This window comes from Shewanella sp. JNE2, assembly GCF_023159115.1.
In the GTDB taxonomy this organism is placed as follows: domain Bacteria; phylum Pseudomonadota; class Gammaproteobacteria; order Enterobacterales; family Shewanellaceae; genus Shewanella; species Shewanella putrefaciens.
The window spans coordinates 1998798-2013551 of the sequence record NZ_CP096169.1; the positions used below are offsets into that span (position 1 = coordinate 1998798).

Genomic DNA, 14754 nt, shown 5'->3' on the forward strand with positions numbered 1-14754 from the left:
AGCGCCATTGGCGCTCTTTCACATAACCTACAATAAAACGGATTTAATCCTTTGCCGATAACTGGCTGTTGATCACTAGGCTTAAATATTCGGTAAAGTCATGGCCGTGGTTTTGCAACATTTTAGGGAACATTGAAATCGGTGTCGAACCAGGGAATGTGTTGATTTCGTTGAGCAGAATTTCATTTTCAGCGGTTAAGAAAAAGTCGATACGTGACAGGTGACGCAGCTTCATCCCCTTAAATGCCTTGATAGCATAAGCACGGATCTGTTCACTGATCTCTACAGAAACATCTTTTGCAACCACATCGGTGCGTGCCTTACTGCTTTTGGCGTATTTTTCATCAAAGGTGTAGAAGGTATTGGTATCACAGATAATTTCACCTGGTAGGGTTGCCACAATCTCACCATTGTATTCGTATACTGCGACTTCTAATTCACGGGCTTTAATGGTTTTTTCCACTACAACATAGGGTGCGTAGCCGAAGGCATCTTTGAGTACTTGTGCCACTTTGCTGCTGTCATCCACTTTATAGCAACCGACAGATGATCCTTGCGACGCGGCTTTAATAAAGATTGAACCCCAATTAGCCAAGGCGGTTTGTGCTTGGCTGATCGCCTCATCATCATATTGGTGTAGAAAAATGTAGGGAGTATTGGGGATCCCTAGGGCTGAAAACCACATTTTGGCGGTGATTTTATTGAAACAATTACTACTGGCTTCGGATTCACAGCCGAAGTAGGGCAGTTGGATAAGGTTGAAATAGGACTGGATATCACCTGTTTCGCCGGGATAACCATGGATGCAAGGAATAACATAGTCCACAGGCCAAGGCGCTTTAGTTTCATCGCGAAAACGGATTTCGCGATTATTCGTCAGTTCACAATCATCGCCTGCCGCGGTGCGATATTGACCCAATTTATCAAGCTCTACCCGTAACACGGAAAATTGATCGGATTTTGCCAATGAGGATTCAAAATAGTTAGCCGACATTAGTGAAATATCGTGTTCAGCACTTCCGCCGCCGCACAGCAAAAGTAAGTTAATTTTAGACATTGTCATTCCTCAATTGAGCAAAATCAGATGAGAGCCATGTGTTGGTCAATCATCCTATAAAATAGCCGTAGCCATCTTAGTTTTGTTATCCCTATGAGTGCAAGTTCTGCGGTATTGAACCTTAACCGAGTGGTGATTTTTAACGCATTAATCACCTGTGGTAAACCACATTGAGGTAAATATTCGGGCGGATGACAAGCTTAGACCTCCTTGCTAACTGACCATTTATTTGCATGGTTTGATGTTGAGATCACACATTGCAGCTTACTAACTTAGATACGACTCAACGCAATGCTAAAAATGGTGACTATAATAAGTTTATTCATACGCAACATGATGCATCTGTATGTTTTTTAAGCGGCATTTAATTCTTCTCTTGCTAGTTAGTCTTACTGTGTATGGCGCTTTAGTTCCTGCTTTTGCCACTGTCGAGCCTAAGGTTTTATACGCTCATTTTCGCCATCGACCTCCTGAAATGATCGTTGATGAACGTACTATGACAATGTCGAGCCCTTTAAAAGACATTATCGAGGAGGCTGCAGAGAAAATTGGTTATCGCATTCATTGGACGATTAGTCCTTTTGCTCGCAGTCTCCATGATTTACAAGTCGGTAAGGTTGATATTGTTCCGCGCACCATAAAAACCTCCGAGCGGGAAACCTTTATCCGTTTTCTTGGACCTGTGTCGACACAAACGAGAGATATTTTATTTTTGGTCAAAGCAGGTAAAGAGTCGAGCATTCAAGTTTATGAGGATTTATATAAATTAAGCGTGGGAGTCAAACGCCAAACCGTCTATTTTGAGCGTTTTAATGACGACACGGCCATCAATAAAATGGAGTCAATTGATGATGAAAATATGGATAAGATGTTTATTAAAGGTCGTTTTGATACCATGATTATCCTCGACCGCGCCTCGATTGAATATCAACTCAATAGTCTTGGTTTCCATGATTTTAGCTATGCACAGTATCGGCAAATAAATAAAATTGACAACTATTTTGGGATGTCACGTAAGTCGGCTCATTTTGCTGCTTTTGAGTCATTGAATAGCGTATTAATTGAAATGGTTCGCTCTGGACGAGTGAAAGAGATCTATGATTTTTACGGTTTATCGGCGGAGTTAGAGTAACTAATCTTGTAGGGTGCTTCATTACCTACGGTATTACTCATCAGGTTTTCAGGTGATTAGGATGACTTCAAACGCAATAAAAAACGCGCCGAAGCGCGTTTTAGTATTCACCAGTAATATCAAAGTGAATTAGAAGTTTGCTGTACGTGGTGCACGTGGGAATGGGATCACATCACGGATGTTAGAGACGCCAGTCACATAAGACACTAAACGCTCAAAACCTAAACCAAAGCCCGCGTGTGGCACTGTGCCATAACGGCGAAGGTCACGATACCACCAGTAATCTTCTTTGTTCAGATCCATTTCGGCTAAACGCATATCTAGCACATCTAAACGCTCTTCACGTTGAGAACCCCCGATAATTTCACCAATGCCGGGTGCTAATACGTCCATTGCGGCAACGGTTTTGCCGTCTTCGTTTAAGCGCATGTAGAAGGCTTTAATGTCCTTTGGATAGTTCTTCACCACAACTGGGGCTTTGAAATGTTCTTCGGCTAAATAACGCTCGTGCTCAGAAGAAAGGTCAATACCCCAAGAAACTGGGAATTCAAAGGTTTTGCCACATTTTTGCAAGATATCAACCGCATCGGTGTAGTCCACTTGGGCAAAATCACTCGACACAAAAGATTGTAAACGCTCGATAACCGTTTTATCTACGTGCTGTGCGAAGAATTGTAAATCATCCATACGCTCGGTTAATACGGCATTGAAGGCGTATTTCAGCATCGCTTCGGCAAGACCTGCGATATCGCTTAAGGTCGCGAAGGCAACTTCGGGTTCAACCATCCAAAACTCAGCTAAGTGACGGCTAGTATTGGAGTTTTCTGCTCTGAATGTTGGGCCAAAGGTATAAATTTTTGACAGTGCACAGGCGTAAGTTTCACCGTTTAATTGCCCTGATACAGTTAAGAAAGCCTCTTTACCGAAGAAATCCTTATCGTAATCGACTTTGCCTTCACTGGTGCGGGGCAGGTTTTCCATATCTAAAGTCGATACGCGGAACATTTCACCCGCGCCTTCGCAATCTGATGCAGTGATAAGTGGTGTAGAAACCCAAATAAAGCCTTCTTCGTGGTAGAAACGGTGAATCGCTTGGGATAAACAGTTACGAACGCGGGCAACAGCACCAATAATGTTAGTGCGTGGACGCAGGTGAGCGAGCTCACGAAGATGCTCAATCGAATGACGCTTAGCGGCCATTGGGTATGTGTCTGGATCATCAACCCAGCCAGTGACTTCAAGTTCAGTCACTTGTAGCTCAAATGCCTGGCCTGCGCCAGGAGATTCAACCACGTCGCCTGTCATTACGACAGAGCAGCCTGCAGTTAGCTTTAACACTTCGTTGTCGTAATTTTCGAGGCTATTGGGCACGACACCTTGGATCGGATTAAAGCAGGAACCGTCATAGACAGCTAAAAAAGAAATACCGGCTTTAGAATCACGACGAGTTCTGACCCAGCCACGTACTGTGACTTTAGAACCGACCGCGTGCTCACCTTTAAATACAGAAGCGACAGATGCAATGCTCATTGTTGCTTAGTTCTCCAACGAAACGTTTTATATGAAAATTTTGGAGGTTTATATTACCTTGCTGGTGGCTTTTCTCAAGCTGAAAAAGGTATCCTGAGGTTAATATTGCTAATATTTAGCGATATAGTGACTCAAACGGCAGGAGGCGATATGAGTAAAGTGAGAACATTTCAGATTATCCTCGCAACATTGTCCATTTTAGGCTGGATATTCGCCGTATACGCATTATTGGTTTTTGGCGAGGCAAGGCCAGATCGCGAGGTAGGGACTTATCTTAGCCGTGGTGCGGTGTTACGGGCTGAATGGGATCCCCATAGAACGCAATTGCTAGAATATTTAATTTGGACCTGCGGTGGGATCAGCCTTTTGAGTTTAGCGGTTAACTATTATGTCGCCCAACACAGTAAATTAGGCTATTGGTTCAACATTCCGCTATTACTGCTCACCTCGATTGTCGCTGGCTTATATATTCGCTTTGTCATTTAACTTTTTGTTATTTAGCGGGGCTAAATTTGCGAAGGGATACTTAAATGGCGGCAGAGATGATCAATGATTGCTGCCGTTGCTCCCCATATAAATCGCTGTTGGTAGGGGATAAAATGCACATTGTAATAACGGCCTTGACGTAAAAAACGTTTCTGGTGACGATGGGTTGGTTCAATAAAAAAACTTAACGGTACAGAGAAACAATCGGCGACTTCACCCGGATCGAGTTTCATCACAAATGCTTGCTTGACGATACCTATCACTGGGGTGATTTCAAATCCAGTAAAGGTATTGTGAGCAGGAAAAGTGCCTACAACATCCACATTGTGCCGTAACAGGCCGATTTCCTCTTCGGCTTCTCTTAGTGCAGCAGCAATTGCATTCGTATCACTTGGTTCAATTTTACCGCCAGGAAAACTAATTTGCCCTGGGTGGGCACGCAGATGCATAGGTCTTTGGGTTAAGATCAAACTCAGTTCACCTGCAATGTCTTGAACAGGGAGCAATACCGCCGCTTTGCGTAATCCAAGGTGAGGGAAAGCAGCCGGATCTTGCCGAGCTAAAGGATGTAGATTAAATCTCAATCTAAATTCAGCTTGATCCATCGAAGTTCTCGTTTATCCAGTATCAAAATTAAGGTTTTTTCATTCAGCGCCAAGCAAAGGTAAAATACGGCTGATTTTATCAAAGGTTTCTTGATATTCGGCATTCACTTCTGAATCCGCCACTATGCCACCGCCCGCCCAGCAATAGAGTTTACCCCGTTCGGCAATCAGTGTGCGAATGGTGATGCTGGTATCCATTTGTCCATCTTGGCTTAAATATCCCATACAACCACAGTATAAACTTCTGCGTGACGGTTCTAGCTCCTCGATAATTTCCATGGCGCGAATTTTGGGTGCGCCGGTAATCGAGCCGCCTGGGAATGCGGCGCGCAGTAAATCACTCGCCGTGAATTGGCTAGCGAGTTTGGCGGTAACGGTACTGACTAAGTGATGCACAGCGGGAAAACTCTCAATCTCAAAGAGATGGGGTACACGTACTGAACCGGCTGCGGCCACTTTGCCAATGTCGTTGCGCAGCAAATCGACAATCATCACATTCTCAGCACGATCCTTTGGCGAGTTTGCCAGTGTGCTGGCAGCCTTGGTATCAAGCAGTGGATCAGCATGACGTGGCATCGTACCTTTGATGGGTTTGGTTTGAATATCATCACCGCGAAGCTGGATAAAACGCTCGGGTGAAATCGACAAAATAGCGTTTTGCGGTAGACGCATAAAGGCCGAGAAGGGGGCTTTATTGGCCTTACGTAATTGGCAGTACGCCGCCCATTCATCACCTTGGTAACTTGCCTCAAATCGTTGGGTTAAGTTTATTTGATAGCAATCACCGCTGTGTAAATAGGCTTGTACAGCTTCAAATTTTCTCGTGTATTGGGCTTTATTTATCTGTGTTGCCCATGGGCTAGTGAGCATAAAGGCCGCTGAGTTTGGCTTTTTAGTGAGTTTATGTTGAATTTTATTCAACTCAATCTCGAGGGCTTTCTCGCCTAAATAGTGCAACAAATGCCAACACTGGGTTTGGTAATTGAAGATAAGCGCCCAGTCGTAAAAGCCGATATTCATTTCTGGCAGTTGAATATCCTGCTTGGCCGTTGTTGGCAGCGTTTCGATACGACGCCCTAAATCGTAACTAAAGCTACCCATGGCGCCTCCTGCAAAGGGGAAGCCACTTTCAATGGCGTTTGGATACCAATGATTTAATAATGAGTTAACGAGTTCAAATGGATCATCTGTTACGTTGGTCTTTGCCGGCAACGTCAGATCTGATTGCATAAGGGTTATTTCACTTCGCTCACCTTTGGTGACTAAAGTGGCAATAGGTGCCGCGCAAATAATATCGAATTTTGCATCTTGATGCGACGCACTAGCAGAATCGAGCAGAATTGCCCACTCGTCTTTAGCAAAGTATTCGAATACTTCTGTGGTGCTTAATGTCCAGTCAAGTTGGCGTGATGCAAGCGGTATTGACGCCCTAATTGCCATCGATTAATCCTATCTAAAATGTGATGTAGCCCAAAAAGATGTGAAAGAGTATCATATTGGCCCAGAAAGAATTAAACAAAAACAAGTAAGGCCACATAGGCTGCTGGAGCGCTCCTACTATGTCATCTCACCCTAAAATGTCTGAAAATGCTGTTATTAAACAAGCCGACTTTATTGAAAGTGTGGCGGATGCCCTGCAATACATTTCTTATTACCACCCAAAGGATTTTGTTGATGCCATGAGCGAAGCTTATGAGCGTGAACAAAGTGCTGCGGCGAAGGATGCGATTGCCCAGATCTTAATTAACTCGCGTATGTCGGCCGAAGGTAAGCGTCCTTTGTGTCAAGACACGGGGATTGTGACCACGTTTGTAAAAGTGGGTATGGGTGTAAAGTGGGACAAAACCGATATGACGATTCAGGAAATGGTCGACGAAGGTGTTCGTCGTGCCTATACCAATCCTGATAACCCACTGCGCGCATCAATAGTGTCAGATCCTGCGGGCAGCCGTAAAAATACCAAAGATAACACCCCATCTGTGGTGCATATCGACATGGTGCCTGGTAACCACATCGAAGTGGCGATTGCGGCTAAAGGCGGCGGCAGTGAAAACAAAGCTAAGATGGTGATGTTAAACCCATCTGACGATATCGCCGCTTGGGTAGAAAAAACGCTACCGACCATGGGCGCGGGCTGGTGTCCACCGGGTATGCTGGGTATAGGTATTGGCGGCACGGCGGAAAAAGCGGCCGTATTAGCCAAAGAAGCGCTGATGGAAAGCGTGGATATCCATGAGTTGCTCGCCCGTGGCGCGCAAACGACCGAAGAAAAACTGCGTTTAGACATTTTTGAGCGTGCGAATAATTTAGGTATAGGTGCGCAAGGTCTTGGCGGTTTAACCACAGTGTTAGACGTTAAAATTAAATCGGCGCCCACCCACGCGGCGTCAAAGCCAGTGGTGATGATCCCCAACTGTGCAGCGACTCGCCACGTACATTTTCATTTAGACGGCTCGGGTCCTGCGGATCTCACGCCGCCATCATTGGCCGATTGGCCAGAAATTACCCGTGAAGTGGGTGATGATGTGCGCCGTGTTAACTTAGATACAGTGACTCAAGCGGATATCGAGCAGTGGCAGAGCGGTGAAACCATTCTGCTCAGCGGTAAAATGTTGACTGGTCGTGATGCTGCTCATAAACGCATTCAAAACCTGATTGAAAGCGGTGAAGGTCTGCCAGAAGGCGTGGACTTTACCGGTAAGTTTATTTACTACGTTGGCCCAGTTGATCCCGTTGGCACTGAAGTTGTCGGTCCTGCGGGCCCAACCACTGCAACTCGTATGGATAAATTCACTGACTTAATGTTAGAGAAAACGGGCTTGATGGGCATGATAGGTAAAGCTGAGCGCGGCCCTGCGACGGTTGAATCTATCAAGAAACATAAAGCGGTTTATTTAATGGCCGTTGGCGGCGCTGCGTATTTAGTATCGAAAGCGATTAAACATTCTCGCGTGGTGGCCTTTGCCGATCTAGGCATGGAAGCGATTTACGAGTTTGATGTGCAAGATATGCCAGTGACTGTGGCAGTGGATTCACATGGCGTGAACGCCCATGAAACGGGTCCTGCGATTTGGAAAGTGAATATCGCCAACGCGAAAGCGTAAAGGTGAGGATGCAGTGGATTGAACTTGATGGCTTTTTAAGCAAAATAGCTTAAGTTTGAGTTCTGATATCTGTTCTTGAGGTAAAACGCTGCGTCACTGACATTTTGTCACAAAAAAATACGCTCAGGTTCGCCATTTGGCTTGCCTGAGCGTTTTTGTTTCGTTAGTGTGGCAAGCTTATCTTCGAAGATACGATCACTGATCGCTTTTAACATTCGTTCGATGGTAATGACCGAACGTTTATAACAAAAGATGGACATAACAATGAAAATAGCTCCTCTCCTCATCGCGTTAAGCGCTACAGGTTTGGCGTACTCAGTCCAAGCGGCTGAACCAACGCCTTTTTCTGTGCAACAGCTGATTAAACTCAATAAAATGCATTCAACAACGGTGTCCCACGATGGGACTAAGTTGGTCTATGGCCTTAAAACGGTAAATGAAAAGGGAGAGGCCAGTTCAGATTTATATTTGTTAGATTTGACTCAAGCCAATGCAAAGCCGTTGCAACTGACCTCTGCCGCGGGTACTGAGCACGATGTGAGTTTTGCAAGTGACGATAAATCGATTTATTTCCTTGCGAGCCGCAATGGTTCAAGCCAGCTTTTTCAACTGCCATTAACGGGCGGTGAAGCGGTACAAGTTTCTGATTTACCTTTGGATATTGATAGCTATAAGCTATCAAATGACGGTAAACAAATCGTACTTAGCATGCGTGTCTTTCCTGAATGTAAAGATTTAGCCTGTTCTAAGGATAAATTTACCGCCGAATCTGAGCGTAAATCGACTGGGCGTGAATACAAGCAGTTGATGGTTCGCCATTGGGACACTTGGGAAGATCATGCCCGCAACCACTTATTTGTGGGTGCATTAAACGGCGAGAAACTCACCAAGGTTGTGGATATTACCCAAGGTTTAGACACTGAAACACCACCAAAGCCTTTTTCAGGTATGGAGGAAGTGACCTTTACCCCAGACGGTAAATATGTGGTTTATAGCGCTAAAGCGCCGAGTAAAGATCAAGCGTGGACGACTAACTACGATCTATGGCAAGTGCCAGTGACGGGTGGGACGGCAACTAACTTAACCAAAGACAATTTGGCATGGGATGCGCAGCCGACCTTTTCGAGCGATGGCCGTTATATGGCCTATTTAGCGATGAAAAAGCCCGGATTTGAAGCGGATCGCTACGCGATAATGCTACGTGATACCAATACCGGCCAGTCTAAGGAAGTAGCGCCACTTTGGGACAGAAGCCCAAGTTCACTGATGTTTGGCCCTGATAATCGTACTTTATACGTTACAGCACAGGATATGGGGCAAGTCTCTATTTTCCAAATTAATACCCAATTTGGTGATGTGCAATCCATCTATAGTGACGGTACTAACAGCTTGATCGCCGTGACTAATGATCAATTAATTTTTGATAGCAAAACCTTAGTTGAGCCTGGCGATCTCTATAGCATCACGACCGATGGTCAAGGTCTTAAGCGTTTAACTGAAGTCAACAAAGATAAGCTGGCTAAGATTAAATTCGGCGAGTTTCAACAATTTAGTTTTAAAGGTTGGAACAACGAAGACGTTTATGGCTATTGGATCAAACCTGCCAACTACCAAGAAGGTAAAAAATACCCGATTGCTTACTTAGTGCATGGTGGGCCACAAGGTTCATTTGGCAATAGTTTTAGCGGGCGTTGGAATGCCCAATTATGGGCGGGTGCAGGTTATGGCGTCGTCATGGTGGATTTCCACGGTTCTACTGGTTACGGTCAGGCCTTTACTGATTCAATCAGCCAAGATTGGGGTGGTAAGCCATTAGAAGATCTGCAAAAAGGCCTAACCGCGGTGAGCCAGCAACAAAAATGGCTCGATCCGCAAAACGCCTGTGCGCTCGGTGGTTCCTACGGTGGTTACATGATGAACTGGATCCAAGGTAACTGGAACGATGGCTTTAAGTGCCTCGTTAACCATGCTGGTCTGTTCGATATGCGCTCTATGTACTATGTGACCGAAGAAATGTGGTTCCCAGAGTATGAATTTGGTGGCACTTACTCAGATAACAAAGCCTTATATGAGAAGTTTAACCCAGTGAATTATGTTGAAAACTGGAAAACGCCCATGTTAGTGATCCACGGTGAGAAAGACTTCCGTGTACCCTATGGTCAAGGGTTAGCGTCATTTAGCTATATGCAACGTAAGGGTATTCCATCGGAGTTACTGATTTTCCCCGATGAAAACCACTGGATCCTAAAACCTGAAAACTTAGAGCAGTGGTATGCCAACGTATTCCGTTGGATGGATAGCTGGACTAAGCAGTAACTGCCAGCGCAATAACAGACTGTTTAATAACAGACTGTTTAATAACAGACTGTTTAATAATAGACAGTGAATGACTGTGTAATAAAAGATGCAAGGCTCGCCCTAGTAGCGTCATCATCGGCGAGTTGTTTGATGTGAGTGACTATTGAATTTTTCAAACGTCTTAAAAAGCCAGGACTCTGTTCTGGCTTTTTATTGCGTCATGTAATGGCTTTATTTTTAATCAAGGAGTTAAGATGAATATTCGAGCCGCAACCTTAACTGATATCCCTGAAATAAGCATATTAATCACTCAATTAACCCAAGATTTTATCGCCCCAACTTGCACTGCAGAGGGTGCTGCAATCTTAGTTAATGCCATGTCGATTGAAGCGATTGGTAGCTACTTTGCTATGGGTTATCAGTACCATGTCGCTATAACCGACTCGGGCCAACTCGCAGGTGTGGTGGGGATGAAGGCGAATAGTCACTTATACCATCTCTTTGTCGCCTCCCATGCACAGGGGCAAGGCGTAGCGCGAATGTTGTGGGAACATGCTAAAACTCAATGTTTAACCCAAGGCAATCCGGGCATATTTACCGTGAACTCGGCATTGAATGCGCAAGCTGTGTATTTAGGCTTTGGCTTTGTGCCCCTAGGACCCGAGCGAGAGCGCGGCGGGATCCGCGATATTCCCATGCAGCTGACGCTTTAGGTTGGCAGCACTCATTCATCCAAACATTAGTACTCTCATTTGAGCTAATAGAACTAAAAATAGAGGAATTATGGCAAATTTAACCTTTTATCCCATCGGCACAGCTGGCGAAAAATGGGGCGAGGCCGAAAAAGCCGCTTGGCTTGCAAGTACCCAAATCAAGCGTTCATATCAGGACGATGTCGTGATGCCACTTAAGAGGATGGAGGCTGAGCTTACGGCACTTGGGCTTGCCACAGTGCAATATGGCTCGCTTTCGATTGATCCACTGCGTTATCCATTGCTTGCAGTTACAACGCAGAAATTTGATAGCCAAAAACCAACCGTGCTGGTGACGGGCGGTGTGCATGGGTACGAGACCAGTGGCGTTCACGGTGCATTAGCCTTCTTAGCCAATCAAGCGGCGAATTATGTGCAACAGGTGAATTTAGTGGTTGCCGTGTGCGTGAGCCCTTGGGGTTATGAGACGATTAATCGCTGGAATCCTAAGGCTATCGATCCTAATCGTTCATTTTATGCCAATAGTCCAGCAGAAGAATCGGCAGCCTTGATGGCTCTGGTCGCTTCAGTCGAACAAGGTTTTAATCTGCATGTGGATTTACATGAAACTACCGATTCAGACGAATTAGAATTTCGCCCAGCGCTTTGCGCCCGTGATGGGATTGAATATGAAAAAGGCACAATCCCTGATGGTTTTTATGTCGTGGGTGATACCGAAAATCCAATGGATGCATTCCAAAAGGCCATTATCGACGGTGTGAGCAAAGTGACCCATATTGCACCCGCCGATGAGAAAGGGGAGATCATTGGCTCGACTGTGGTTCAGCACGGAGTGATCAATTACCCGTTGAAAAAGCTAGGCTTATGCAGCAGCGTGACGGGTTGTGCCTATAACACTACGACAGAAGTTTACCCTGATAGCCCATCGACAACGCCAGCGGAATGTAATTTGGCACAGGTAGCGGCAATCACTAGCGCTATCGATTACGTGCTAACACAGCGTTAGATTTTTAACGTTAGATTTTTACTATTTTTGCGTGGATCAATATCAAGTAAACACGGCCTAATAAAAAGCCCTCGTAGTGAGGGCTTTTGCTTAAGGTTTTTAAGGCTTAATACTTTTGGATACCTCATTCTCTTTGAGGCTTAGCGACTTCTAACTCTCGCTTAAATCTCGCTATCAGTCGCGTTAACTCTTCTCACAACTTATTTAGTCGTATAGTTATCGCTATAATCGCGACCATAGTAACTATCGAGTAATAACTGTTTTAACTCGTTAATCAATGGATAACGTGGGTTGGCACCTGTGCATTGATCGTCAAAGGCATCTTCGGCGAGTACATCTAGCTTGGCGAGGAAGTCGGCTTCGTTGACGCCGGCCTCTTGGATAGAAGCAGGAATGCCAATCGTCTTCTTGAGCTGTGTGATTTTCTCAAGCAGTTTTTCCACTTTCTCTTCATCCGATTTTCCGCCTAGTTTCAAATGGTCGGCAATGGCTGCATAACGGCACAAGGCTTTGGGTCGGTCATATTGGCTAAACGCCGCTTGCTTTGTGGGCAGATCCGTTGCGTTAAAACGTATCACGTTGTTGATCAGCAGCGCATTGGCTAAGCCGTGGGCGAGATGAAACTCGGCACCGAGTTTATGGGCCATCGAGTGACAAATCCCAAGGAATGCGTTAGCAAAGGCGATACCCGCAATGGTGGCACCATTATGAACCTTTTCACGGGCGACTGGGGATTGTGCACCTAAGTTATAGGCATCCGGCAAATATTTGCACAATAAATCGAGGGCTTGCAGTGCTTGGCCATCACTATACTCGTTTGCCATTACGCTAACATAGGCTTCAAGTGCATGGGTTACTGCATCAATGCCACCAAAGGCGGTGAGTGACTTGGGCATATCCATCACAAGATTGGGGTCAACAATCGCCATATTGGGCGTCAGTTGATAATCAGCAATGGGGTATTTTTTACCTGTTTGCTCATCGGTAACTACCGCAAAAGGTGTGACTTCTGAGCCTGTGCCTGAGGTTGTCGGAATAGCCACCATCATGGCTTTTGTGCCCATTTTGGGGAATTTGTAGATACGTTTACGGATATCCATAAAGCGCAATGCGAGATCGGCAAAATCAACCTCAGGATGTTCGTACATCACCCAAATAATCTTGGCGGCATCCATGGGTGAGCCACCGCCGAGGGCGATGATGACATCGGGTTTAAAACTACAGGCAACCTTTGCCCCTTGGCGCACAATGGCTAAGGTGGGATCGGCTTCGACATCATAGAAAATTTCAGTTTCTAAGCCCTGAGCCTTTAAAATACGAATGGTTTCGTTGCAATAACCTTGGTTGAACAAAAATCTATCTGTGACGATCAGCGCGCGTTTTTTATCACTTAATTCCTCAAGGGCGATAGGAAGACTGCCACGGCGGAAATAAATAGATGAAGGAAGCTTGTGCCACAGCATGTTTTCGGCCCTCTTAGCGACGGTTTTTTTGTTGATCAAATGACTTGGACCCACGTTTTCTGAAATCGAGTTGCCGCCCCAAGAGCCGCAACCGAGGGTGAGAGATGGGGCCAATTTAAAGTTATAGAGATCGCCAATACCACCTTGTGAAGCGGGAGTGTTGATTAAAATTCGTGCGGTTTTCATTCTAAAACCAAAGGTTTTAACGCGTTCGGTTTGAGTGTCTTGGTCGGTGTAAAGTCCTGATGTATGGCCAATCCCCCCAAGTGCAACTAAGGCTTCGGCTTGATCGACGGCATCGTTAAAGTCTTTAGCGCGGTACATACCAAGCAGTGGCGATAATTTTTCATGGGCGAAGGCTTCGCTTTCACTAATATCAGTCACTTCACCAATCAACACCTTAGTCCAATGAGGTACTTCAACCCCCGCCATTTTGGCAATACTCGCCGCACTTTGCCCCACGATATCGGCATTTAAGCCACCATTTTTGAGGATGACGTTTTGCATTGCCGCGGTTTCACTTGCCGATAAGATATAACCCCCATGGCTTGCGAAGCGCTCTTTCACTTGCTCATAAATGCTATCGACGACAATCACTGCTTGCTCAGATGCGCAAACCACCCCGTTATCGAAGGTTTTGGACATCAATATAGAACTCACCGCGCGTTTTATATCGGCGGTTTCATCGATAACGATAGGGGTATTTCCTGCGCCCACACCAATGGCAGGTTTACCTGAGGAGTAGGCGGCTTTCACCATACCAGGGCCGCCCGTGGCAAGGATCAAATTAACCTTAGGGTGAGTCATTAGCTGATTTGATAGTGCGACGCTAGGCTCATCAATCCAGCCAATAATATCTTTCGGTGCGCCAGCGGCCACGGCAGCATCAAGCACTAATTTTGCGGCAGTGGTGGTTGAGGCTTTAGCCCTTGGATGGGGCGAAAAAATAATGGCATTGCGGGTTTTAAGGCTAATCAAGGCCTTGAATATTGCCGTAGATGTTGGGTTAGTCGTGGGCACTATGCCGCAAATAATGCCAACGGGCTCGGCGATAGTGATTGTGCCAAAGGTGAGATCTTCAGACAAAATACCGCAGGTTTTCTCATCTTTATACTTGTTGTAAATATATTCAGAGGCAAAGTGGTTTTTGATCACCTTGTCCTCAATAACACCCATACGTGTTTCTGCCGCTGCCATTTTGGCTAGCGAGATACGCGCATCCGCAGCGGCGAGGGCGGCTGCGCGAAATATCGCATCCACTTGTTCTTGACTGAAGGTTGCATACTCGGCCTGTGCCTTGGCGACACGCTCGACCATCAGATCCAGTTCTTGTGCATTGGTCACTAACATGATTAACACT

At 45.6% G+C, this 14754-nt stretch carries 12 protein-coding genes; 6 read left to right on the forward strand and 6 right to left on the reverse strand.

The window, feature by feature from the left end:
- Positions 1-43 precede the first annotated feature (43 nt).
- Positions 44-1057, reverse strand: a complete 1014-nt coding sequence (locus tag MZ182_RS09000; RefSeq protein WP_248065883.1) for a D-alanine--D-alanine ligase — start codon at positions 1055-1057, stop codon at positions 44-46.
- Between the two features lie 346 nt (positions 1058-1403).
- Between MZ182_RS09000 and MZ182_RS09005 the strand changes: the two genes are divergently transcribed.
- Positions 1404-2189 (forward strand): substrate-binding periplasmic protein, encoded by a 786-nt coding sequence (locus tag MZ182_RS09005; RefSeq protein WP_248065881.1) that lies wholly within the window; start codon positions 1404-1406, stop codon positions 2187-2189.
- Positions 2190-2318: 129 nt separating this feature from the next.
- On the opposite strand, the gene asnS is transcribed toward MZ182_RS09005, so the two are convergent.
- Positions 2319-3719: an asparagine--tRNA ligase gene (gene asnS / locus MZ182_RS09010; protein ID WP_011789513.1), complete on the reverse strand. Its 1401-nt coding sequence runs from the start codon at positions 3717-3719 to the stop codon at positions 2319-2321.
- A 150-nt stretch (positions 3720-3869) separates the two neighbouring features.
- On the opposite strand from asnS, the gene MZ182_RS09015 reads away from it, so the two are divergent.
- A complete protein-coding gene (locus MZ182_RS09015) occupies positions 3870-4205 on the forward strand; it encodes a hypothetical protein (protein ID WP_011789512.1) in 336 nt (111 codons plus the stop codon).
- 20 nt (positions 4206-4225) lie between these two features.
- On the opposite strand, the gene MZ182_RS09020 is transcribed toward MZ182_RS09015, so the two are convergent.
- Both MZ182_RS09020 and pabB read right to left on the reverse strand, forming a co-directional pair.
- Positions 4226-4810 (reverse strand): CoA pyrophosphatase, encoded by a 585-nt coding sequence (locus MZ182_RS09020; RefSeq protein WP_011789511.1) that lies wholly within the window; start codon positions 4808-4810, stop codon positions 4226-4228.
- Positions 4811-4849: 39 nt separating this feature from the next.
- Positions 4850-6250 carry an aminodeoxychorismate synthase component I gene (gene pabB, locus MZ182_RS09025; RefSeq protein ID WP_248065879.1) on the reverse strand — a complete coding sequence of 467 codons (1401 nt, stop codon included), beginning with the start codon at positions 6248-6250 and terminating at the stop codon, positions 4850-4852.
- A 119-nt stretch (positions 6251-6369) separates the two neighbouring features.
- On the opposite strand from pabB, the gene MZ182_RS09030 reads away from it, so the two are divergent.
- Positions 6370-7914 carry a fumarate hydratase gene (locus MZ182_RS09030; RefSeq protein ID WP_248065877.1) on the forward strand — a complete coding sequence of 515 codons (1545 nt, stop codon included), beginning with the start codon at positions 6370-6372 and terminating at the stop codon, positions 7912-7914.
- A 107-nt stretch (positions 7915-8021) separates the two neighbouring features.
- Here MZ182_RS09030 and MZ182_RS09035 read toward each other — a convergent pair whose 3' ends face one another.
- Positions 8022-8174: a hypothetical protein gene (locus MZ182_RS09035; protein WP_156471683.1), complete on the reverse strand. Its 153-nt coding sequence runs from the start codon at positions 8172-8174 to the stop codon at positions 8022-8024.
- Positions 8175-8178: 4 nt separating this feature from the next.
- Between MZ182_RS09035 and MZ182_RS09040 the strand changes: the two genes are divergently transcribed.
- From MZ182_RS09040 to MZ182_RS09050, 3 genes are all read left to right on the forward strand, one after another.
- Entirely contained in the window at positions 8179-10230 is a 2052-nt protein-coding gene (locus MZ182_RS09040) for an alpha/beta hydrolase family protein (RefSeq protein WP_181811380.1), read from the forward strand.
- A 236-nt stretch (positions 10231-10466) separates the two neighbouring features.
- Positions 10467-10925, forward strand: a complete 459-nt coding sequence (locus MZ182_RS09045) for a GNAT family N-acetyltransferase (protein WP_248065875.1) — start codon at positions 10467-10469, stop codon at positions 10923-10925.
- Between the two features lie 70 nt (positions 10926-10995).
- Positions 10996-11931, forward strand: a complete 936-nt coding sequence (locus MZ182_RS09050) for a M14 family metallocarboxypeptidase (RefSeq protein WP_248065874.1) — start codon at positions 10996-10998, stop codon at positions 11929-11931.
- A gap of 200 nt (positions 11932-12131) precedes the next feature.
- Here MZ182_RS09050 and adhE read toward each other — a convergent pair whose 3' ends face one another.
- Entirely contained in the window at positions 12132-14744 is a 2613-nt protein-coding gene (adhE, locus tag MZ182_RS09055; RefSeq protein ID WP_011919217.1) for a bifunctional acetaldehyde-CoA/alcohol dehydrogenase, read from the reverse strand.
- Positions 14745-14754: the final 10 nt, after the last annotated feature.